At 60.1% G+C, this 23,288-nt stretch carries 14 protein-coding genes and 1 pseudogene; 2 read left to right on the top strand and 13 right to left on the bottom strand.

Features of this window, described 5'->3' with window-relative positions; translation table 11 throughout:
* Window positions 1-24 precede the first annotated feature (24 nt).
* The 6 genes and pseudogenes from F4Y00_04370 to aroC form a co-directional block, all read right to left on the bottom strand.
* Complete coding sequence (locus tag F4Y00_04370) at window positions 25-681, bottom strand: bifunctional 4-hydroxy-2-oxoglutarate aldolase/2-dehydro-3-deoxy-phosphogluconate aldolase (GenBank protein ID MYE04189.1); 657 nt, start codon at window positions 679-681, stop codon at window positions 25-27.
* 224 nt (window positions 682-905) lie between these two features.
* Window positions 906-4,415: a hypothetical protein gene (locus F4Y00_04365; protein MYE04188.1), complete on the bottom strand. Its 3,510-nt coding sequence runs from the start codon at window positions 4,413-4,415 to the stop codon at window positions 906-908.
* Window positions 4,416-4,417: 2 nt separating this feature from the next.
* On the bottom strand, window positions 4,418-5,758 hold the full coding sequence (locus F4Y00_04360; protein ID MYE04187.1) for a hypothetical protein: 1,341 nt from the start codon (window positions 5,756-5,758) through the stop codon (window positions 4,418-4,420).
* Window positions 5,759-5,839: 81 nt separating this feature from the next.
* Window positions 5,840-7,366, bottom strand: a pseudogene (locus F4Y00_04355) (sugar porter family MFS transporter).
* A gap of 139 nt (window positions 7,367-7,505) precedes the next feature.
* Window positions 7,506-10,178: a valine--tRNA ligase gene (locus tag F4Y00_04350; GenBank protein MYE04186.1), complete on the bottom strand. Its 2,673-nt coding sequence runs from the start codon at window positions 10,176-10,178 to the stop codon at window positions 7,506-7,508.
* Window positions 10,179-10,254: 76 nt separating this feature from the next.
* Window positions 10,255-11,463: a chorismate synthase gene (gene aroC / locus F4Y00_04345; GenBank protein MYE04185.1), complete on the bottom strand. Its 1,209-nt coding sequence runs from the start codon at window positions 11,461-11,463 to the stop codon at window positions 10,255-10,257.
* 440 nt (window positions 11,464-11,903) lie between these two features.
* Here aroC and F4Y00_04340 point away from each other — a divergent pair, with 440 nt between their 5' ends.
* Window positions 11,904-13,232 (top strand): hypothetical protein, encoded by a 1,329-nt coding sequence (locus F4Y00_04340; GenBank protein MYE04184.1) that lies wholly within the window; start codon window positions 11,904-11,906, stop codon window positions 13,230-13,232.
* A 157-nt stretch (window positions 13,233-13,389) separates the two neighbouring features.
* Here the strand turns inward: F4Y00_04340 and F4Y00_04335 are convergent, their stop codons facing one another.
* From F4Y00_04335 to prmC, 6 genes are all read right to left on the bottom strand, one after another.
* The gene (locus tag F4Y00_04335; protein ID MYE04183.1) at window positions 13,390-14,568 is read right to left on the bottom strand and encodes an ATP-binding protein; all 1,179 of its coding nucleotides are present in this window, start codon (window positions 14,566-14,568) and stop codon (window positions 13,390-13,392) included.
* Window positions 14,569-14,694: 126 nt separating this feature from the next.
* Window positions 14,695-16,302, bottom strand: coding sequence for a PDZ domain-containing protein (locus F4Y00_04330; protein ID MYE04182.1), 1,608 nt, complete (start codon window positions 16,300-16,302; stop codon window positions 14,695-14,697).
* Window positions 16,303-16,350: 48 nt separating this feature from the next.
* Complete coding sequence (locus F4Y00_04325; protein ID MYE04181.1) at window positions 16,351-17,124, bottom strand: 1-acyl-sn-glycerol-3-phosphate acyltransferase; 774 nt, start codon at window positions 17,122-17,124, stop codon at window positions 16,351-16,353.
* Window positions 17,125-17,176: 52 nt separating this feature from the next.
* The gene (locus F4Y00_04320) at window positions 17,177-17,710 is read right to left on the bottom strand and encodes a thioredoxin fold domain-containing protein (GenBank protein ID MYE04180.1); all 534 of its coding nucleotides are present in this window, start codon (window positions 17,708-17,710) and stop codon (window positions 17,177-17,179) included.
* A complete protein-coding gene (locus tag F4Y00_04315) occupies window positions 17,707-18,975 on the bottom strand; it encodes a glycosyltransferase family 4 protein (protein ID MYE04179.1) in 1,269 nt (422 codons plus the stop codon). Before F4Y00_04315 ends, F4Y00_04320 begins: the two co-directional genes overlap by 4 nt.
* Before the next feature lie 15 nt (window positions 18,976-18,990).
* The gene (gene prmC / locus F4Y00_04310; GenBank protein MYE04178.1) at window positions 18,991-19,869 is read right to left on the bottom strand and encodes a peptide chain release factor N(5)-glutamine methyltransferase; all 879 of its coding nucleotides are present in this window, start codon (window positions 19,867-19,869) and stop codon (window positions 18,991-18,993) included.
* Window positions 19,870-19,929: 60 nt separating this feature from the next.
* Here prmC and F4Y00_04305 point away from each other — a divergent pair, with 60 nt between their 5' ends.
* A complete protein-coding gene (locus F4Y00_04305) occupies window positions 19,930-22,050 on the top strand; it encodes a glycosyltransferase family 1 protein (GenBank protein MYE04177.1) in 2,121 nt (706 codons plus the stop codon).
* On the opposite strand, the gene F4Y00_04300 is transcribed toward F4Y00_04305, so the two are convergent.
* Window positions 21,987-23,288 (bottom strand): sodium:proton antiporter (locus F4Y00_04300; protein ID MYE04176.1); only part of this gene is annotated, 1,302 nt, incomplete at its 5' end. The two genes, F4Y00_04305 and F4Y00_04300, sit on opposite strands and share 64 nt — an antisense overlap.

The raw sequence follows: 23,288 nt of genomic DNA, 5'->3' as shown, positions 1-23,288 counted from the left end.
GATTTCGCCTTAAGGATACTCTGATTACTCCTTTTTCGCTTCCGCCACGCTCCGGCACAGCACACGCGCGTTTTCCGTCAGTTTGCCGAAGTTGCCTTCCGCGATGGCCTGCTTGTTCAGCAGAGAAGACCCCACGCCCACCGCCACGGCTCCGGCGCGGATCCAGTCGCCCGCATTCTCTGGGGACACCCCCCCGGTCGGCATCAATTTCAGGTGGGGCATGGGCGCCAGCACCGCCTTGAAATACGACATCCCCACCACGCCGGAAGGAAATACCTTGACTACGTCGGCGCCGGCCTCGGTGGCTTCAAGGATTTCCGTGGGGGAGAACGCCCCCGGCATTACGGGCACGCCCCGTTCGTGCCCAGCGTCTATGAGTTCCTTCTTGTACACCGGGCTCACTACGTACCGGGCGCCGGCGTCGACAGCCCGATGCACGCCCGTCGCATCCAGCACGGAACCCACCCCGATCTCCACATCGCTCATGCTGCCGGCCACCTCGGTGATCGCCTGCAAGGCGCCCGGGGTCGTCATGGTGATTTCGATGGCGTGAACCCCTCCTTCCCGGATAGCGTCCACAACGCGGAGCACATGCGCAGCATCAGGCAAACGCACCACAGCCACCACCCCGGTGGCGAGGATACGCTCCAGAATCGCTTCGCGGTCATTTACGGCGGACATACGCTGAACGGGCTGATTTTCGGATGCGAACCGGGGCCTGTCGAGCAAGACATTGCGCATCCATATCCGGAAGCGCACAAGCATTGCGCGTCATACCCTAAAGTGCGCGGCGCGAAAGCGCAAGATAAGGTCTTGCGCCGGGAACAGGAAGAGATAGCCCCGCAATTCGACGACGCCATCATTATGGGCAGCCTGCATTACGCTGTAACGCCCCCCGGTCGCCGCTACGCCTGCAATCCCGGGGCCAGGGCGACCTCGACCCTGTCAATCGCTCCCTCGCGGCGGAATATGCTTTCGCTGGAGGAGCGATCGAGGACCAATCCGTCCAACGTGCGGGTGGAGCCGTCCCGGTCCGTGATATGGATACCTGCCTGCTCAGCCACACGATAGACGAAGGGGGTCTGGCAACAGGTGAAGGCCAGCATACCCGGCTGGAGTTCCAGCGTCTGAAGGCGCCCGTGCGGATCGTACCAGCGGAATTCGGCAGGATGCGTAAGAAATTCGGAACGGCGCAGCAGCGTGGGGCGGAAATGGATCCTGCCGTCCCGGATCACCATGCCCAACTCCCCCCAGCGGCACAGGATATCTTCCTTCACCTGCCCGGTCATACCCGGCTGCTGTGCTCCCGCATGCGCCGGCGTATGCGAATACGGATCGGAGGGAAAGGCCCCGAATTGCTCCGGCGTTCTGTGCATACCCAATCCCCCGCGAATGGCGTAGTACTGCTCGGCCAGTCCCTGCCGCACGGCCATATCCTCCCCGGCGTCTTCCGCCGCGCGAAAACACTCCAGGACCGCAAGCAAAAACTTGGATACCATGTGCCAGTACACGCTTCCCAGCCCCTCGTATCCGAAGAAGGTCCCGGAGCGCCCGGTGTACGAGCGATGATCGAACACGTCCTCGAACAGGGCAAGCACCGCGTCCCCGTCCCGTTCGACCGCCTCAGCGTACCCCTCCCGCCGCAAGGCATCGAGCGCGGCTTGTACCGAGTCCGCGTTGCGGAAGAAGCCGTTGAAATGCCATCCCCCTTCCTCGTCCTGCACGATCAACCGGCGATCTCCCGCGCCGGCCAGCGACCGGAGCAGCACGATTCCCTCCACGCGACCAGCTTCGATACGATTCTTTTCGGTGAACCGGGGCAACGTGCGATCAGGGTACAGGAGATAGGTGTTCCGGCGCGGACAATACAGCGGCCCCGCCCGGAGCGTCGATAACACCTCGAGCGCCTCCGCGCCCGAAAGCGTTCCGGCGCTCAGCACAGCGACCTGTCCTTCCAGCATGGCGTACATGGACCGGAGCGCTACGGTCTTCGGGGACGTAACCGACATCAGGCTGTAGGCATGAAACAGCCCATCGGGGCGCCGGGCGGCCCGGATGCTGTGCTCCGCAAACGCCGAAGCGCGCCCGAGCAAGGTCAGCACCGCATCGCGGCGCACAGCCTGCGCTTTACCGGAAAATCCATCCTCGTAGATATTCCCGCGGTACGCGCTCCCCGCTTCGCCCAGCGCGTCCATCACCTTTTTCCGGTCCTCGTCGGTCCAGACCCCGTCCGCAAGATGCTCGTACCGGCCCAGCGCTTCGGAAATCGCCTCCATGAAACCGGCCACTTCTTTGGAAAGCTCGAGGGTTTCGTCCGGAAGACCGGCAAAGAGATCAGCGACGACGTCCACAAAACGCCGTACGTAACACAGCGTCACCATGGATACGCCGTACCCCACCAGCGCATTATTCGCGTCGTTCCACTCCGGGCGCTGCGTGTTCATCCAGATGCCGCCCCCGGGAATGAAACCGGTTAGCCGGGCCAACAGCGTCACCAGCAATTTTTCGCCCAGATTCACCAGACACACCGTGCCGTCGGAGCCCGGAACGAGCTTGCCATCCCCCCCGATCTCCGCAACCCGCCGGGTAGAGCGCGCCGCCGAGTCATGGTCGAAATCAATCGTCTCGTGGGGATTGGCCAGTATCTCGCTATACGGCCGGATGCGGTACGGCACATCGGCATAGGCAAATATCTTCCGCGCAAGAAATTCCTCGAGTCGGCCGGGATGATGCGCGCGGGAGCATTCGAGCAGTTTGAGCAGATAGGCGATCTGATGGTCCCCCCAGTACCCGATGTACGACCAGGGATCGTTAGGATCGAGCACCTCCCAGTCGATGCCGTCCTGCGTCAGGCGGTAGGGATTGTGCCCGTCGGGGGTCGACGCATTGACGAACTTGCAAACCATGCTTTCGACATATTCCGGCCAGGAAAAAGCCAGCGCTTCCCAATTCTGGAAAATGTCTCTCCAGTTGCCCTCGTAGGCGATTTTACGTGAGCCGTCCTCGTTGTGCGTATCGATGGCGAAACGGTTCCACGGACGGCTCGGATCGCCGTGACGGCGTCCGAACGTAAGCGGCAGGTACTCGTGACACAGGCGCTCCATCTGCGGATCGTGCAGGGACGCCGCTTCCGCAAGCAACCGGTTGACCGGCATCCGGTCAGGGAGTCCGGCGACCCATGCCTCATGCCGGGCAGCCACAGAAGTGTTGCGGCTATGCAGAAAAGCGGCCAGGTCGGAGCAGGCCACCTCGCCGTCGCCGACAAACACTCCACCCCGCATCACATTGAACATCACATGGGAAAAGTGCCTCGCCGCCATCATGGGTTCGGCGGTGCGCTGCAACCCGTCCCCGGCGGCCACGAGGCGGGCCAGCCGCTCGCCCCCCTCCTGAACATCCTGGTCTATCAGGGAAACAATGTCTTCCCTGCTGCGGGAGGAATCGTTCAGCAAGGCCCGTAACGCCACCACATCGTCCGGTCCCTGTTTGACATCAGCGACGACATACCAGACGCGCTCCGCGCCGGGCATCACATCAAAGGCCGCCTGTACAAAGTAGGCGCCCCGTACGCCCCGCACATCCTGCTCCGGTTCGACGGACGCTCCCCTCCGGAAGCGGTCCAGTTGGGCCGCAGACAACAGGTGCGCCTCGGCTTCCAGTCCCACCGACCATGCCGCGGTAGCCATGAGCGCCTCGCTCGGTTCAGGCTTGTCCACTGGAATGGAACTCAATACGAACAGCGCCGGGCCCGCCGGGCCATACCATTCGCTCTTCTTGTAGGCGTCCACCAGGTTGCTGCGGTCGGTTTGCAAAACCTGGGGCACGCCGTATGGCAGAACATTCAGGATCCCGTCCAGAACCTTCACCCTTGTCTGCCCGGAACCGGTGTTGCGGAGCGTCGACCGTTTAACGAAACCGAATCGCCGGCTGGCGGCCCAGGTATACGCAAAGACAAGCTGGAGGTCGTGATTGATTTCCTCGTAGCGAATCTTGTGTCCGTACAGGCTCTTGTACAGATTGCGCTCGACGGCATACGCTCCCTGATGCCGATCCGAAAACGGCTCCCACAGCGCGTGTCCGTCCTGCCGTTCCACCAGCAGGATGGTTTTTCCGCCCACCTGATCCTGCGCATCGTGGATCTTGTCGTCCGTGCAATAGGGGAAAAGCGCCTGCCCGGCGGTTCCCCTACCCGCCGTCAGCCCCCCATTGCTCGACGCAAACAGCCAATGATCGCCGTCGCTGACCATCGACATGAAAAAAGGAGGTAACCGGTCGCAACGCCCGATCCTGTAGAACGTATCGCCGTCAAGTTCGACGAATGCCCCGGTAACCGGCCCGTCCACATGCCGCATGGGGGCGGCTCCCGCAAAAACGGGCGCTCCGTTGGACCTGCGACTCCCACTGGATGCGCGCACGATTACGACTCGACGTAGAAGGGAATATTGGCGTGAGCAGCGTGCCCCTCGCCGTCATACACATAGACAAAGAGGCGGTACGCGCCTTCTTCGGCAGGCGCGGTCAGCGTGACCTCAGGGGTATCCATGCGGTCCAGCACGTTTTCCATACGTTCGGGAACCTCCTCGTCATCGCCCCCCTCGCTTTGCGCCGTACTCTCACGGCGCACTTCCCATTCGTATCGCAGCGCATCGCCGTCCGGATCGACGGACGCAACCAGGGCCGCGTAGGCCTGCCCGGAACGAAGATAAATGCCTTCATGGGCTTCCTTGCCGTCAAGCAGGGCCTGTTCCAGGCGGGGGCTCCGGTTCTCCGGCCACGCCCCGTTCCATACGTAATGCATTACGTCGATGGTCTCGGTTTCTTCTCCTGTCGGCAAAAACATGCCGTACCAGGTCGGCGTGCGCTCCTGCTTCTGCCCCCACAGAAAAACATACGACCCCACACACTGGTCCCGAAGCGGTTCGATGACAGTCTGGTAGCGCCTCAGGTAATCATCGGCCTTGACGGAACTGTTGTTTTCCAGGGGCGCCCCCCAGGGCGTGCTCGGAACCTCCCAGTGGCCGGTAGCGCCCCACTCGGTGACCATAAACGGCCCGTCCCATCCGATTTCTTCGATGTACCGGGGCAGATTCTCGATATCCGCATACATCTGAATGCTGATCAGGTCCAGGTCGGGAGCCCGTGTCGTTATATCGTCGGCCAGCTCCTGCCATATCCCCGCCAGCATGGTGGTGGTCAGGTGGTTGGGATCGATCTCGTGAATCATTTCCGAGATTCCGTTGACGGCGTCCCACACGCGAGGGTTGGTGGCGCCGAGGTTCAGTTCGTTGCCGATGCCCCAGATGATCAACGCCGGATGGTCCTTGTACTGCATGACTTCGGCCCGAATCCGTTCGAGCTGTTCCGCCACGGCCTCTTCGTCGTCGTAGTCGAATCCGAAAACACCCCGTCCTTCGCCCTCGCGCTCCCGCGCGATCTCCAGTCCCATCGTAACCACCAGACCCGCTTCATGGGCACGGCGCAACACCTCGTCGCCCGTATCGCGCCCGTTGTCCGTGCGCCATGTTCTGAACGAATTGGCCCCGTGCTGCGCCAACCGCTCTATATCGCCGAATTCAAGGCCTGCACCGTGGATGTAAAAAGGCTCCCCGTCCCTGAAAAGTTCATAGCGGCCGTCTACCTGCCGCAATTCCATCTTGACCGGCCCCTCAACGGAAGGGGATTCGACGCTCGACTGGCATCCCGAAAAAACAAGCGCGGAAAGCAACAGGCCTGCGATGGAGCAATACGATAATTTCATGATGTTTGCCGGAACGGCATGTATGCAGGGGGTACGGCGCCGATCCGCACGGAACTGCCGCGCATCAGGCGCCGGAAACGATCATTTTATGAGAACTTTTTCCAGTTCCTCCAGCGATTTCCCTTTCGTTTCAGGGATCACCGTCATCACGAAAATGAATCCGACGGCAGCGAAGACGCCGTAAATCAGGAACGTCGGGGCGCTGCCGAGTTGAGATAATTCCCACGGAAACACGAGTTGGACCGTAAAACTCACGGCGGAGTTGATAAGACCCACGAACGAAATAGCCAGCCCGCGAATACGGTTGGGGAACAGTTCGGAAAAGAGCACCCACATCACCGGTCCGATCGACACCGCGAAAAAGGCGACGAAGGCGAGGATGCCTGCCAGAATCAGTCCCGAGTTGATGTCTATGGCAGCCGTCACCAGCGTACTTTCGTGTTGCTGGGCGGCTTCCTCGCCAAGCGCATCGGCCACGGCGGTCTTGAAGGCCACGTCGGAATCGTACGTCCGGCCGCTCATGGATTCGAGCGCAACGGTTGGAACCTCTTCCGGCAGCGAAGCAATGGCATCCGGGGTAAGAGTATAACTCGCCTGGAAGAAGCCGAACGCCAGCACCACCATGGACACCGTGACGCCACCCAGCCCGACGGCGAGCAGCGGCTTGCGCCCGAGGCGGTCGATAAGCAATATGGCCAGCACGGTAAAAACCAGATTGGCCAAGCCTACCAGAATGGCCTGCATGAACGACGCATTCGTGCCGATGCCGGACTGCTCGAAGATCATCGGCGCATAGAAGAACACCGCATTGATGCCGGTGATCTGCTGGATGACGGCCACGACGACGCCGATGAGCAGCACCAGGCGCATGGCCGGGGCGAACAATTCGCGCAGGGGCGCCTTTTCCTTGCCGACATCGCTGGCGATGCTCGCTTTTACGGCCTGTATCTCCTCGTCCGCACGTCCCTCGCCGCTGGCCCGGATCATGATGGGCCGCGCCAGCGCCTCCCGTCCCCGCATGATCAGCCAGCGGGGACTTTCAGGCACGAAGAAGAGACATGTGAAGTAGAGCACGGCGGGAAGCGTCTCCAGACCCAGCATCCAGCGCCAGTTCCACGGGCCGAAGCGCAGCGCCTGAGCCCATGCCATATCCGATTGCCCCAATCGCAATACGAGGTAATTCGTGAAGAACGCCACCGAAATGCCGATCACGATATTCAACTGGTTGAACGACACCATCTTCCCCCGCACGGCCGGAGGCGAAATCTCGGCGATATACATCGGGGCAATGATGAGCGAGGCCCCTACTCCGAATCCCCCGATCATGCGGGCCGCCACCAGAAACCAGAAAGAAGGCGCCAGCGCGGAAGCGATCGCCGACACGGCATACAGTACGGCGGCGAAAAACAGCACCCGACGCCGCCCGAGAGCATCGCTCAGCGGGCCGGCCGCCATCATGGCCAGCGTGGCCGTAAGAGTTAACGAACTGACCGCCCATCCGAGCTCAAGTTTGGTCAGGGTAAATTGCGTCTCGATGAATCCGACAACGCCGGATATGACGGAGGCGTCGAAACCCATCAGGAAGCCCCCGAGTGCTACGATCAGGGCGGTCCGGGTTATATAGCCGCGATCAGACACGATATGTCCACATTTTTTAACGTTTTTGCGCCCCCTAACATATCTCCCTTTCCTGCGGTATACAAATTTTTCGAGGGATACACCGGAAAAAGAGAGATAAAGCCCCGACTCATCCAAGATATTCGAGGTTCTTTCGCAGGCGGGCGATGTCCGCGGCAGCGTCCTGTTCCTTTCTGCGCTCCCGTTCGACCACCTCGGGCTGCGCTCTTGTAACGAATTGTTCGTTCTGCAACTTCCGGCGCACGCTGTCGAGAAAACGTTCCTTTTGCGTGACCTCCTTTTGCAGGCGCTCACGTTCCACATCGAGATCGATGATCCCCGCCAGCGGAACGAACACTTCGCACGGACCGGCCACATGGGAGGCGGCGCCGGACGGACGGGCCAGATCGCTGCCCACGGTCAGGGTGTGCACGCGGGCCAGCTTGCGGAAATAGTCCTCGTGCGCCGCCAATGCCTCGCCCATTGCTTCCGCATCGGGAGAAACATGCACCAGCGCCTCTATCTCCGCACCGGGCGCCACCCCGTATTCACTGCGGATGGTGCGAATGCCGGATATGATGTCCTGAATCAGGTTGAACGCAGCGGCCGTGTCGCGGTCCATCAGGGAAAGGTCCTGCCCGGGCCAGGGCGCCGTCATACAGCAGGCTCCCTCCTCCCGGGGCTGCAACTGCGCCCACAACTCTTCGGTAATGAACGGCATGAACGGGTGCAGGAGCCGGATCATGGCATCGTAGAGTTCGACGGCGAGCGCCAGCGTTTCCTCGTCCGGTTCCTCGCCGGGCGCCGGCTTGATCAGTTCGAGATACCAGTCGCAGTAATCCTTCCAGAAAAGATCGTATATCCGGCCCAGGGCTTCGTTGAGGCGATAACGCGCCAGCGCCTCATCCACCTCTTCGATCGCAGCGTGCAGCCGGTGCACCATCCACCGCTCCACCAGTTCCAGTTCTTCGAAAGAGCGCGCCCGGCGGTACGTTTTCCCCTCCTCCATGAACCGTCCGAACACCTTGAACGCATTCCATATCTTGTTCGCAAAATTGCGGCCCATCTCGAATTTCGTCGGGTCCAGCCGGATATCCTGTCCCTGGGCGCACAAAATGACCAGCGAGAAGCGGACGGCATCGGCGCCGTACTGATCGATCATATCCAGCGGATCGATGCCGTTCCCGAGGCTTTTGGACATCCAGCGCCCCTGCTTGTCCTTGATCATCCCCGTAATGAAGATGTCGCTGTAGGGCGGCTTACCCATGAAATGGCATCCCGCCATGATCATGCGGGCGATCCAGAAGAAAAGAATGTCGTACCCGGATACAAGCACCTGCGTGGGGTAGAAACAGGCAAGGTCTTCCGTCTCCTCCGGCCATCCCAGCGTGGCGAACGGCCACAACCACGATGAAAACCAGGTGTCGAGCACATCCTTATCCTGCACCATGCCGGGCGCAGGCTGATCCACCGAAACGACATACCCGCGCTGTTCGTCGATCCTGCCGTCCTCGCCGGTATGATACCAGACAGGGATGCGGTGCCCCCACCAGAGTTGCCGCGAGATGGTCCAGTCCCGGATATTTTCCATCCACCGGAAATATTCGTTCTCCCAACGTTTCGGGTAAAACGTGACCTTCCCCGTGCGGACCGCCTCGATAGCCGGTTCGGCCAGCGGCGCCATCTTCACGAACCACTGCCGGGAAATAAGGGGTTCGATGATCGCCTTGGACCGGCTCGACACAGGGATCGTGCCTTTCATGGGCTCCGTCCTGACAAGGAGCCCTTGCGCTTCCAGGTCCGCCACGATGCGGTCGCGGGCGGCAAAGCGATCCATTCCCTCGTACGGTCCCCCCTGCTCGTTGATCGCGCCGTCGGGCCGGATCACATTAAGAACCTCGAGCCCGTGCCGCCGGCCGATCTCGAAATCGTTCCGGTCGTGGCCGGGCGTGACCTTCAGCGCCCCGCCGCCGAAATCCATCTTGACATACTCGTCCGCAATCACGGGAATCTCCCGACCCAAAAGCGGAAGCACCACCTTCTTCCCGATGAGGCCGGTATACCGCGGATCGTCGGGATGTACGGCGACCGCCGTATCTCCCAGCATGGTTTCCGGGCGAGTCGTGGCGATCGTAATCGCGCCGGAACCGTCCGCCAGCGGATAATCGATATACCACAGATGCCCTTCCCGCTCCACATTGTCCACTTCCTCGTCGGACAGCGCCGTGCGGTTTTCCGGGTCCCAGTTGACCAGGTAATCCCCCCGGTAGACCAGCCCTTCTGCGTACAGACGCACGAACACTTCCTGCACCGCCCGCGTGAAGCCCTCGTCCATCGTAAACCGCTCCCGGCTCCAGTCGCACGAGTCCCCGAGACGGCGTTTCTGTTCCAGAATCCTGCCGCCGTATTCGTGCTTCCACGCCCAAACGCGCTCGACGAAACGCTCGCGGCCGAGATCGTGGCGGGTCTTGCCCTCTTTGGCCAACTGCTGTTCCACGACATTCTGCGTTCCAATACCGGCATGATCGATGCCCGGCATCCAGAGCGCCTCGTAGCCCTGCATGCGCCGGAGCCGCGTCACGGCGTCCTGAATGGTATCCTGCAGCGCATGCCCCATATGCAGCGCGCCGGTCACATTGGGGGGCGGCATGACAATGACATGCGGAGGCTTCCCGGAGTTCGCCTCGACCCGGAAGAGATCATTCTCTTCCCACCAGGCATACCATCTGGCTTCGATCTCGGCGGGACGGTACGCCGAATTGCGATCGACCTGCTCCTTGCGGGATGTTTCCTTCGTAGACATCGTTATTTCGGACAGATAAAATGCGCCGGGCAATCCTCGAAATATCCGCCCGGAATATACGTTTTCCTCTGCTTGTCTACTGTCCTGTCCGGCCGGACCCGGCGACTTCGGCGTCGTAGCGGGCCCGAATCTCCGACAGGCTGTCTCCGCCGAACTTTTCCAGAAATGCATTGGCGACTGCAAGCGCCACCGTGGCCTCCGCAACGGTCGAGGCCGCCGGCACAGAGGTAACGTCGCTTCGCTCGTACCGGGTCGGCTGCGCCTCGCCCGAAGCCACATCCACCGTATCGAGCGGCTTGATGAGCGTAGGAATGGGCTTCATGTAGCCGCGGACCACGATGGGCATCCCGTTGGCCATGCCGCCCTCCACGCCGCCTGCATGATTGGTGCGCCGGGAATACCCCTCCCCGTCGGTGACGACAGGGTCATGCACCCGCGATCCCGGACGCGCCGAGCCGGCCACTCCGTCGCCGACCTCGACCGCTTTCTGGCCCTGAATGGACAGGATGGCCTGCGCCAGACGCCCGTCGAGCCGCCGGTCCCAGTGTACATACGAACCGAGCCCCGGAGGAACGCCCGTTACGATCACTTCATACGCGCCCCCCAGCGAATCTCCCTGCTGCTTCGTCGCATCGATATGCTCGATGCACTGGCGGGTGAGCGCCGCGTCCAGCATGCGCACCTCGCTCGCATCGGCAGCCTCACTCACCTTCTCCGCCCCTTCGGCGAGCAGTTTCGCTACCGCATCCGACATATACCCCTGGTGTCCCACTTCTCCAATGCGCAGCACATGACTGCCCACCTCGATACCGAACTGGGCCAGGAATTGCCGGGCAATAGTGCAGCACGCCACCCGCATGGCCGTCTCACGCGCACTGGCCCGGTCGATGACGGGCCGGATATCGTCGAAACCGTACTTCTGCAAGCCGATCAGGTCTGCATGGCCCGGCCTTGGCAACGTCACCTTTTCCACGCCTTCGCCCGTGCCGGTCAGGGCCATCACCTCGGGCCACCCGGAGCGATCTTTTGTATAGGCTGCGTTGTCGAGGCGCAATCCAATAGGGCTTCCCATCGTCCTGGAAAAGCGCACCCCGGAATAGATATGTATCCGGTCCCGTTCGAACTTCGCCCGGCCTCCCCGCCCGTAGCCCTGCCAGCGCCGGGCCAGTTGGCGGTCGATATCCTCGGACGCAAGCGGCACGCCCGCCGGCATTCCTTCGACGATCCCCACAAGCGCCTCGCCGTGCGATTCCCCTGCAGTCAAGAAACGTATGCTGTCCGGCATTTCTCAGTGTATCCTGTAACGCATTTCCGGTCGCATCATCATACATACCCGACGATAATGGCGTTCCGCCTTGTACGCGCCGTCAACGCACCATGTCATGTTGCCCGGTCAACTCCGGACGATCGAGGCTTATATACCAAAGTGGCCAAAGGGCTTCGTAGCCGATCGCTGTCCGACATGGCGTTTACGTTGCTTGGAACACGGCTTTCCATTAGCGATGGCGGCATATACACACCGAAATAACACTAATTAAGCCCTGATAACTATGGAATCCACACAATGATTTGCATAAATAATTACTTGTGAGGGATGCGGCAACCCATGACGGAGTGAATGCGGTCAGGTAGACAGACCGGAGCCGAAGAAGCAAACAGAGGCTTGGCAACTTATGTATGTAAGTCCCGGACGATCAGGCCCACATTCATGACGTACATACTACCATGAACAACAACGCCAGTACTTTGGTGCGCGCCGAGGAATTTCTGAAAAAGACCAAGGAGTACTACGAGGAATACGAAGCAAGGCGTCCCGATTCCTTCAATGTCTTCACGGTGCTGTATAGGCCAGAAAAGGAGGTCATGCACACCCGGTTCCTTCACGCCCTCCTTGATCCCCGTGAGCCGGGCGAGGACGAGAAGCGCCGAAACCTGGAAGATTTTCTCAAAACCTTCGTTAAAAAGGATTTCGACATCAGCTACGCGAAAGTCGATCAGGAAGCGAAAGTCCATCAGGAAAAAGACCGCATTGATCTGCTGATCATCAATCAAATGGCAGATCCGCCATGGGCCGTTGTCATCGAAAACAAGATACGGGGCCCCGACCAGAAACGGCAATTGGAGAAATATCACCAGCATGTCGAAAAACTGGGGATAAGCACGAACGACATCCATATCCTGTATCTTACTCTCGACGGACGCGAACCGCCCAAATCCAGCGCCGGTAAATTCAAGGGCAAGTGCATATGTGTTTCCTACGAGGACATTTTACCTTGGCTGAAAACTTGCCAGCGGCAGGCGGGCACTAATGCCCGGCTTCATGAATCGATTGCACAGTACATGGAAGTCGTTCGCGGCCTCACCGGCTTATACATTAATGAGGAATACGAGGAATACATGGAAAAACTGAAAGATCTCTGCCTCGAGGATGACGACAATTTTCGTCTTATACACGATCTGAAGGAAGCGTACAAAAAGGTCTGCATTGATCGTCTCGTGAGAATGTGGGAGCAGATAAAGGAGGCGATGGATGATGAATTTAAAGGAACGGGGATTTTAGAAATTGGCCCCGATTCCAGGATCAATTCCGTTTCGCAAAATGGCAACGTGGCTAAAGCAAAAATCGAGAACATCCAAACGAATGGTATTCCCAGGAGGCATGGCTTGTATTATCCGCTCGGAAAAAGCAGTTCGCCGGATAAAAACAACTCGTCTGCAAAGCAGCCATCGATTGTTATTGAGCTTGAGGGAGGTTACTTGTGGTATGGGATAGAATGTGATAAAGAAGAAGATGGGGATAGATATTGTAAAATTCGAAGCAGCCTGGAAGACAAGGGTCTGGTATATGAAAAGAAAGACTACGGCCGCTTGCCTTTTTGGCGCTGGGCAAAATTCGAAAACACTCGCCTCCATCTACGTATAGGCAAGGCCCCCGAACAATGGCTCAAACTGAACGACAAAAGTAACTTAGAAGAGTGTGCGCAAGAGATCGCGCGAGAATTGAAAGAAATCTGGGAGAAATTACCTGACGACCTGAAGCAAAACCCGGAGTAACGCCCCCTTCTCCTGCATCCCGCCGCGCCTGTTAGGGAACTTCCATTTCGTAAAACGCAGCGCTGCCGTCGCGCCGGCGCACCTTGACGAGCACCCATTCTCCCGAACGGGCCGCCCGCCCCGCGACCCCGAAGCCATTGCAGATACCGGATTTCGATCAGACTTCGGGCATGATACGCATCATAAACTCGTGAAAAAGCGGAACGGTGAAGGCCGTATCGCCATGACCGGGACTCCATATCATGCCCTTGTTGATCAACTGACTACGGACAGGGGCCACAGAGGTCACATCGCGCCCAAGCACACCGGCAACATCCCCGGAGCGATGAGGCCCTTCGCCAAGTTCCGCCATAGCCCGCAAGTACTTCTTCTCTACAGGCGTAAGCCGCTCAAACCTCATCCGGAAGAAACTCCCATCAAGGTGGGCAATAGCCTGCTCCGAAGCAATTTCTACATCAGAAACCGTTATGGGCGAACGCTCGGCAACATCCCATACATATTTACCCCACTCCTGCAAAAAATAGGGATAGCATTGCGTACCGGAAACGATGGCGTCAAGAGCTGTAGTTTCTATGGTCACGCCAGCGTCTTTCGCAGGTTTGGCGATCGCGCGCCGCGCATCTTCGGGGGACAGAGACCCTATTTCGGAAAATGTAAAAAGTCTCTCAGCGTACGATTTCGCTTTTCCGGCGCGGCCCCGCAGATGCGGCAATCCGGCGCCAAACATAGTCACTGGAAGTTGCCGCTGGGATGCACGGTGCAATGCCGTAATCAAAGCCGCGAATTCTGTCTCCTTCACATATTGTAACTCGTCGACGAAGAATGCAACGCAACCTTCGTCTGCCTTGGCGGCATCCCCAATAGCTTCAAGTAGATCCTGTAGATCGGCCTCCAGGTCCCCATTGTCCGCCAAGCCGGGTTCAGTCTCGAATTTCAAACCGAACTCGATGTCCTGATATGTCATTTGCAGAGCATTCGCAAACCCTGCAAGTCCCCTGAGTGCACGCTGGGCCAATACCTTTGCCTTTTCCTTGCGCGAGAGTTTAAGCAAGACATTTCGTAACTGCGGCACCAACACAGAAGGAAAAGAACGATCCTCGGGAACTTCAATCCGCAATGCGTAGACATCGTTCTCCTCGGCATCCCTCCGAATTCTATCCAGCAACACGGTTTTTCCCACGCCCCGCAAACCAATCAGCAGTACACTCTGACTCGAACGTCCTGCTCTGATCCGCCCCAAAGCGATACGCGCGGATTCCCTTATCTCATCGCGACCGACAAGTTCGGGAGGTGGCGTACCTGCTCCAGGAGCGTATGGGTTGAGAATCGGATCCATGCCATCCATTTATAGGAAGTTTATCCTAATTTATCAAAAATCACTAAATTTCCTAATCTTCCTATAAGTCAGGCGTGAAGCGTCAGATGGTTTGCCTGGCCCGCATCCCGCCGCGCCTGCCAAGGATCACCGGGGAACTTCCATTTCGTAAAACGCAGCGCTGCCGTCGCGCCGGCGCACCTTGACGAGCACCCATTCTCCCGAACGGGCCGCCCGGCTCAATGCGCGCAACGCCTGGCCGGGAGAGCCTGTATCCATCTCTTCGATCTGCACGATCGCCGCATCTCTCGGCAATCCTGCTTCGCCCGCCGGACTGCCGTGTTCCACCCAGGCAATGTACACCCCTTCCTCTATGCCGAAATCACCGGCCTCCTCCTCGGTAAGAGCCCGGAGACCAATACCCCAATCCCCCAACGCATAAATACTCTCGCGTTCCCGCGGAGCCGGGGGCGTTTCGGGAACGGGAGACTCTTCAGGTACGCGCGGCTGTCTTTCGAACTGGCTGAACCATGCCGTATACGCCGGGGCGTCACGCGGCTGTAATTCCACCGGGAGTTCGCGAACCTCCCCGTCCCGCCACACTTGCACCATCAACCTGTCTCCCGGACGCCTGCGGGCAATCATACTCTGCAACTCGTTGGAGGCATTCACGGTACGGTCGTCCACCGACAGGATGACGTCCTCGTCGCGCATGCCGGCAATAGCCGCCGAGCCGTTATTCGCAATGCCGGCTATATATACGCCGCGAATCCGATCCATACCGAGCTGCCGCGCAAGCGCCGCATCCACGGTCTGAATACGCACGCCCAGATACCCCCGCTGCACTTCTCCGTACTCGATAATGTCGCCGGCCACCCGCGCCATCAGGTTGACGGGGACCGCAAATCCGTAGCCTTCGTACGAGCCGGTTTCGGTGGCGATGGCCGTGGAGATACCCACCAGCTCGCCGTTCAGATTGACGACGGCCCCGCCCGAATTTCCGGGGTTGATGGCGGCATCGGTCTGAATGAAATCCTCGATCCCGAAATCGTCCTCGATGATGTTCACCTGGCGGCCCGTAGCGCTGACGATCCCCGCCGTAACGGTCGAAGTAAGACGGAACGGATTGCCCACGGCAAGCACCCACTCGCCCGCATGCAACCCGTCGGAATCGCCGAACAGGATCGCGGGGAGATCCTCAGCCCCCTCTATCCGGAGCACGGCAAGATCCGTGGAAGGGTCGGCGCCTACGATCCGGGCATCGAACGCGCGCTTGTCGGAAAGCGTCACCCGGACACGCTCCGCACGCTCCACCACATGATGATTCGTCACCACATACCCCTGCGGGCTGATCAACACGCCGCTCCCGACGGCTGCCTGCGACGGATCTCTCCGGAAAAAACGCCGCGGTTCATCGTCGAAATCGTGATACTGATCTCCTTCGAAAGGCGCCTCCACCTCTATGTACACCACCGAGGGCGTGACCCGGTCGGCTACCTGGCGAAATACCCGGTTCAGGGCGGCGATGTCAGGCAGTCGTTCCAGCGAATCCGTAACCGGAATATCCGACGGCGTATACGGGCGACCCAACTGGACGGGCTCCACCACGCGCGTTTCCCCGGGAAGAGCGCGCTCATTGCCCCCCGTGACCAGCACCCATAAAATGCCCGCCGCAAGCCCGACCAGCACCAGTCCGATCCCGATCAGGACATGGATGCTCTTGCGCAACCGCGTATTGAGCTGTTTGTCGGTCATAGCGCAACCACCGTCGTGAGCCCTGCGAAAGGCTCGTGGAAAATCCGATCAGGTACGGACCGGATGCAGAGACATCCGAATTTGTTCAACCGCATTGCGGGCAAGTTGTGCCAATTTCTTGCGATTCCGTCCTTCGGTGGATATCGGTTCACCGATGTGCACCGTGTATTCCAGGCCCCGAAGCGCAGCCAATCCCCATATGTGCGCCCAGAAGGACGTATGCTCCAGCCATACGATGCGGCGGCGCACATCGTCGGTTGCCGGCTCGTCCTCCACGCTGTCAAGAGACAGGTACGCGGGCACCACCATGCCGCCGGCCTGTCCGGCCACGGCCTCGAATGCGCCGGTCTTGAAAGGACGGATAGCGAGCTCCTCGCTGGTGTTTCCCTCCGGAAAAACCAGGACGTTCAGTCCCGCCGCCAGCCGCTCGCCAACCCGTTTGACAAAAGAAGCCGCAGCGGTCCGGCGGTCCCTGTCCACAGGGATCATGCCGTGCGCCATAGACACGTTGCCGATGATCGGCCAGCCCTGCAGATCGGCCCGTGCAACCGGCACCATCGGCGCCACGGAAGCGAGTATGAGCGGATCGAGCACCGTAAAGTGATTCGCCACCACGAGCATGCCCGACCGATCCGGGATATTCCCTTTCGCCCGCACGCGGATGCCCGCCAGTTCGCAAAGCTGCGCGCACCCCTCGTGAATCTGTTCAGCCCGGCACTGCAACTCTTCCCTGCGCTCCAGGCCCGCAGCCTTGCGGTTCGCCTGCGACGCGCGCGAAAGCATCAGGCGGAATATCCTCAGGACGTTCAGAAGACGGTACATGCATACAGGGGAAAGATGACGTCCAAAGATACGCCGGGGAATCCGGTTTCCCCTATTCCTCTTCCTCCTGGTACTCTTCGAACGTAAAATCCACGAACGCTTCGCTTCCGATGTAGGTCAGCACCTCCAGAAACTCCGGAGCCGCCATGAAGCCGGGCAAACGGGTGATATATCTGCCTTCCTCATCCAGAAACACGGTCGTCGGAAATCCCGAAGCACCGAGGCCGGCCGCCATTTCCGAGGGGGTCAGCGTGTAATCGCGGAAACTGAGACTGTCCTCCGTGTTCTCCGCATCGAGACGGGTCAGTACGAAATGGTCGCGGACATACGCCTGCACCGATTCATCCGTGTAGACCTCGCGTTGCAATCGCCGACACCAGGGGCACCACGCCGCATAGACGTCCACAATCAATTTCTTGTCCTGCGCCTCCGCCTGGGTTACGGCTTCTTCGAATGCTTTCCAGTCAAGCCCTTCGGCAGGTACGCTGGCGTCTTGCGCGCGTGCGTCCGCCGGCGCAAGCACGCAGATCGAAAACGCAAGCAGGCTCGCGAGACCAAACGAAATAACCGGTCCGGGACGATTCATGGCGCTTCTCGGAGCAATTCCCCGTAGATATGCATAAGTCGTTCTGATACCGAATCCGGGTTAAAAGTTTCGAAAACCCGGGGAATGTTTCGACGCCACTGCTCCCGAAGCGGTTTCTGTGCGACGGCTTGGCGCAGAGCAGCCACCAGCGCAGTTCGATTGCCGGATTCTACCAGGATACCGGTATCGTGCGGCGCAACCACCCGCCGGATCTCGGGCAGGTCCGAGGCTATGACCGGAAGCCCGGCCATAAAGTACTGGAATAATTTGTTCGGCAGGGCAAAGCGATGGTTCAGGCAGGTATCCTGAAGCAGCGTGACGCCGAGATCGGCGGAAGCGGTGTACGCCGGCAGCCGGTCCGCAGGAACGGAATCCACGAAACGTATACGATCGGCGACACCGGCGTCGGCTGCCTGCTTTTGCAACGCAGGACGAAGCGGTCCTCCACCAAGAAACACGAGCACAGCTCCTTCGATGTCCCGCATGGCGTCCACGAGTTGCTCGCAGCCCCGATCCTTCATCATGTGGCCCTGATGCAAAATCACCACGGTATCCGGATCGAGGCCCGGAACAAGCGGAGACGGCGGCAGGGCAGGGAATTTTCGATCGGGAATGTTATGGAGCACCGCAGGGCGAACCACCCCGTAGGTTGCGGCGAGCCTGTCTGCAATGGCGTTCCCCACGGTCAGGACCGCATCGGCCCGGCGGATGCCCCGGCGTTCGACCAGATGCCAGAACGCACGCACCCAGGGCCTTCCGGCCGTAGCGGAAACGTGGGTGTACAATTCCCGAGCGTCGTACGCGATACGCCCCCCGTGCCTGCGGGCCGCCGAACAGGCAGCCGGCAGCACGTACAGGCCCGATGCATGATATACCCGCGCCGGGGTTTCGAGAAGCGCCTCGCGTACGCGGCAGTGCAATGCCCGAAAAAAACGAGGACCGGAGAAATCCGGGACGGGGATGGCGCACAGGCTTGCGTCGGGTATTTCCGGAGCGCCGGATCTTCCCGATCCCGCGGCAATAACCCGGATGCGCAGGCCCGCATCGCCAAGAACCCTGAGTTGCCGGAGCGCCCTCGAATTATTGCGCAGATCGCCATACAGGGCGAATGCTACATCGAACCGGTCTTTAGCACACACAGGAGAACGGGGAAGAGATAAAACAAGGAGAGCCGGATCGGAAGAGCAACCGCATAATGAAGCGCGCCAGCCCTGCAACGCAACGACCTCCGTACAGGACGGTTCCTGGCCGTCAGCGCTACGCATTCAAGGATACGCTGATTATCCGCCCCGTCGCCCTATCACGATCCGGTCCCGTCCGGCCATATCCTTCTCGAGGCAAACCCCCGCGTATCCGGCTTCTTTCAGGATCCGGCGCACGGGCTCGCCGTAGTCCGCATGCGTCTCCAGCACGATCCAGCCGTCCTCCCGGAGCATGCGCAGGCCATGTTGCGCCAGTCTCCGGTAAAAAACGAGCGGGTCCCCGGGCGCAATCAGCGCCGCGCACGGTTCCCAACTGCGCACCTCTTCCGGCAAGGTCGGGATTTCTTCCTCCGGCACGTACGGCGGATTGGAAATCAGCAAATCAAGTCCGGCAGGAATCGTATCCGGCAAATCCTCTCCCAGCATATCGGCCTCGATCCACGTAACAGCCAGATCGTGCGCAGCCGCATTACGGCGGGCCACCGCAAGCGCCGACCCCGAAACGTCGCACGCATAGACCTCGGCGTCGGGACGGGCTGTTTTTATGGCCAGCGCAATGCAACCGCTCCCCGTCCCGGCATCGAGTATAACAGGCGTCTTCCGGGCACCGAGGCGCGCAAGCGCCGCCTCCACCACTTCTTCGGTTTCAGGCCGCGGGATGAGCACATCCGGCGTAACGGTCATCCGGAGCCCCATGAATTCCACATATCCAAGAATATACTGGACGGGTTCGCGCCGCAGCCGGCGCGCCAGCATTTCGCGGAAACGCCTCACCGCCTCCGGTTCGACCCATTCCCCGGATGCCGCGTATAACCCGGCGCGAGACACCGCCAGGGCCTCGCACAGAAGCCATTCCGCATTCCGGCGCGGATCGTCGATTCCTGCGGCAACCAGCCGTTGCACGGAGTCTTCCAAAAGAATCCCCACAAAACCCCCGTTCTTTTCACCCGGGCCCATTATATATTTAGGGCGTGTTTGCCCGTTGCGGCACGAACCATTGAACCGATCCCTGTTTTTATGAATACGTACCAAAAACTCGGAGCGCTCGCAGAAAATCTCTGGTGGAGTTGGAATCCCGAAGTCCTTGATCTCTTCGAACGCCTGGATCGAACGACGTTCCGGAACGCAGGAAACAATCCGATCGCCGTACTGCAAACGCTCTCTCCGAAGACAACGTTCGAGGAGGCCCTTGCAAACGACATAGACACGGCGCATGCCGCGATGACCGCGTACCTCGAAGCGCCCTGTCCTTTCCCGCATGCCCCCCGGACCAGCTACTTCTGTATGGAGTTCGGCATCCATGAAAGCCTGCCGATCTATGCGGGCGGGCTGGGCATACTGGCCGGCGATCATACGAAGGCGGCCTCGGACCTCTGTATCCCCTTCACGGCGATCGGCCTTTTTCTGAAGCAAGGCTACTTCGAGCAGCACTTCACCGAAGACGGCTGGCAGCAGGAGCGGTATCCCGCGCTCGATCCGGAAAACCACCCGCTTGAACTCGTTTGCGGGGAGCACGGGAAACCCATCCTCGTCACCGTCCACTTCGGCAACCAGCCCATACGGATACAGGCATGGCGGGCCCGGGTCGGCCGCACGACCCTGTACCTGCTCGACACCCACCTTGAGGACAATCCGGAGGAATTCCGGAATATCACCGCCCGGTTGTACCAGGGAGAACGCCGCACACGGCTCCAGCAGGAAATCGTCCTTGGCATCGGGGGGCTCCGGCTCCTGCGCGCGCTCGGGGTGAAAACCGACGTGTACCATATGAACGAGGGACATTGCGCCTTTCTGTCTCTCGAACTGCTCCGCGAACAACTGGACCTGGGTAAAAGTCGGGAAGAAGCCGTACGCGCCGTGCGCAGCCAATGCGTGTTCACGACGCATACGCCTGTTCTCGCCGGGCACGACCGGTTCGACCCCGGCATGTTTCTTAACGAAATGAGCGCCCTCCGGGAAGAACTGGGGCACAGCGAACATGACCTCATGGCCTATGGGCGGGTAGACCCGGACAATCACGGCGAATGGTTCACGATGACCGTGCTGGGGCTGAACATGTCGCGGAAAGCCAACGGCGTCTCGCAGCGCAACGGACATGTAGCGCAGCGGCAATGGCATCCCATGTTTCCGGATCGGCGCGTACAGGATGTGCCCATCGGCGCCATCACGAACGGAATTCATGTCGCCACCTGGGCGGCTCCGATCGCGCGCGCCTTTCTCAACGAAAAACTCGGAAACTGGAAAAAACACACCGACAACCTGCACTTCTGGCGAGGCATCGACGACATTCCGGATGAAGTCCTGTGGAAATACCGCAACGAGCTGCGCCGGCAACTGATTCGCTTCGCCAGGGAGCACGCGGAAAAACACTCCCTGTCCATCTCCTGCGAACTCGATCCCGATGCGCTGACGCTCGGCTTCGCCCGCCGTTTCGCCACGTACAAGCGCGCGCCGCTCCTGTTCACGGACATCGAACGCACCATCGCCCTGTTCAATAATCCGGAGCGCCCGATACAGATCATCTACGCCGGGAAATCACACCCGGAAGACGAAGAAGGCAAACAATTTATACGACAAATCCTGGAAGCGGCCCAACGGCCCGGATTGCAGGGGCGCGTCGTGTTTCTTGAAAATTACAACATGCAGATAGGCCGCATGCTGACCTCCGGCTGCGACGTATGGCTCAATAATCCAAGGAGCCCCATGGAGGCCAGCGGCACGAGCGGGCAGAAAGTGGCGGTACACGGCGGGTTGAATCTGTCCGTACTCGACGGGTGGTGGCCGGAAGGATACAACGGCGAAAACGGCTGGGCCATCGGTCACGGATACGCCGACGGCAGCTTCGACAAGAATGAACTGGACCGCCGCGACGCCGAAAGCCTCTATCGGCAACTCGAGCAGGGGGTGGTTCCGGCGTTCTACGAACGAGACGAGCGCGGCATTCCGATACAGTGGATCGGACGCATGCGCGCCGCCATGGTGGAACTGACGCCCCGGTTTTCCGCGATACGCATGGTGAAGGAATACGCCGAGAAGATGTACTTCGCAACGGAAGAATCGGATGGCGATTCCCCTTACATCGACAACCCCGCCACGACGTATGCGAGCAGTACCCCTCCCGCTACGATGAGCGCATAGGGCATCTGCGAGTTCACATGGTCCACGTGGTCGCATGCGGCCGACATCGACGAAATGATAGACGTGTCGGAGAGCGGGGAGGCATGATCGCCGAAAACACCCCCGGAAAGCACGGCCCCCAGCATAAGCGGAGCCGGCACGCCGGCCCCCTCCGCCAGTGGAAGCGCAATGGGCAGCAGCAGCGCGAATCCCGTCCAGGAAGAGCCCAGCGCGAACGAGATGAAGGCCCCGATCAGGAACACGGCGGCGGGCAACCACCACACCGGGCCACCGGCGTCCAGCAGGCCCACTACATACGCACCCATTTCCATTTCGCGGGCCACGCGCCCCAGTGCAAAGGCCAGCACGACCAGAAAAGACACCCCGACCAGCCCGGAAGACCCCTTCAACACCTGATCCATCGAATCCCCGATCGTCAGAATCGGGCGGCCGCCCCGGGGCATGACATACAGGATTATGGCCACGATCACTGCGGATCCCACCGCCCACAGCACCGCCTTCGAGCCGCTCCCCTCCATGATATTTCCGTCGCCCGTCACGTACAGCCCGACGAAAATCATCGCCACCATGACCCCAAGGGGGATCATCAGGTCCCGGACGTGACGGGGCGCGCGCGGGACCGGTTCTATGCCCGCCAGCTCGTCGGCAATGAGCGGCTTTGAGCCGGGACGGGTCAGCGCTCCCGTCTGCGCCGCCCGCATCTCCGCCCGTTTCATGGAACCGAACCCCCACCCTGTCAGGGCCAGTACGAGGGCAAAAACGATGGCTCCTATGCTGTAAAAGTTAAACAGCAGCGATTGGGCCAGCAGGGACACGGCGCCCTCCGAAATTCCCTGAGCCGCCAACAGACCGAGCAAATACGCCCCCCAGCCGTTCAGGGGAATAGACATGCACACAGGCGCACTCGTCGCGTCGCAATAATAAGCGAGTTTCTCCCGGGGCAATTTCAGTTTATCGAACAGAGGCCGGCTGATCGCACCAACCGTCAGGGACGTGATGTTCGACTCCACGAACACGACCATCCCGACGACCCAGGCCAGGAGTTCGGCCCCCCTCCGCGACGTTCCCCATCCCCGGCGCTGCGCCCATTCCACAAAGCCATGCACGCCGCCGGACGCCTGCATCAGCGCGATCAGACCGCCCACGAGCAGGCAGAAAAAGATGATCCGCGTATTGCCCGCATCCTGAAAAACAGCCACCAGTTGCTCCACCAGCCCGCCCAGGCCCCGCACCGGATC

Source organism: Bacteroidetes bacterium SB0662_bin_6 (assembly GCA_009839485.1).
Taxonomy (GTDB): domain Bacteria; phylum Bacteroidota; class Rhodothermia; order Rhodothermales; family VXPQ01; genus VXPQ01.
Note: the sequence above shows the minus strand (reverse complement) of the source record. Positions and strands in the feature narration are given on the sequence as shown.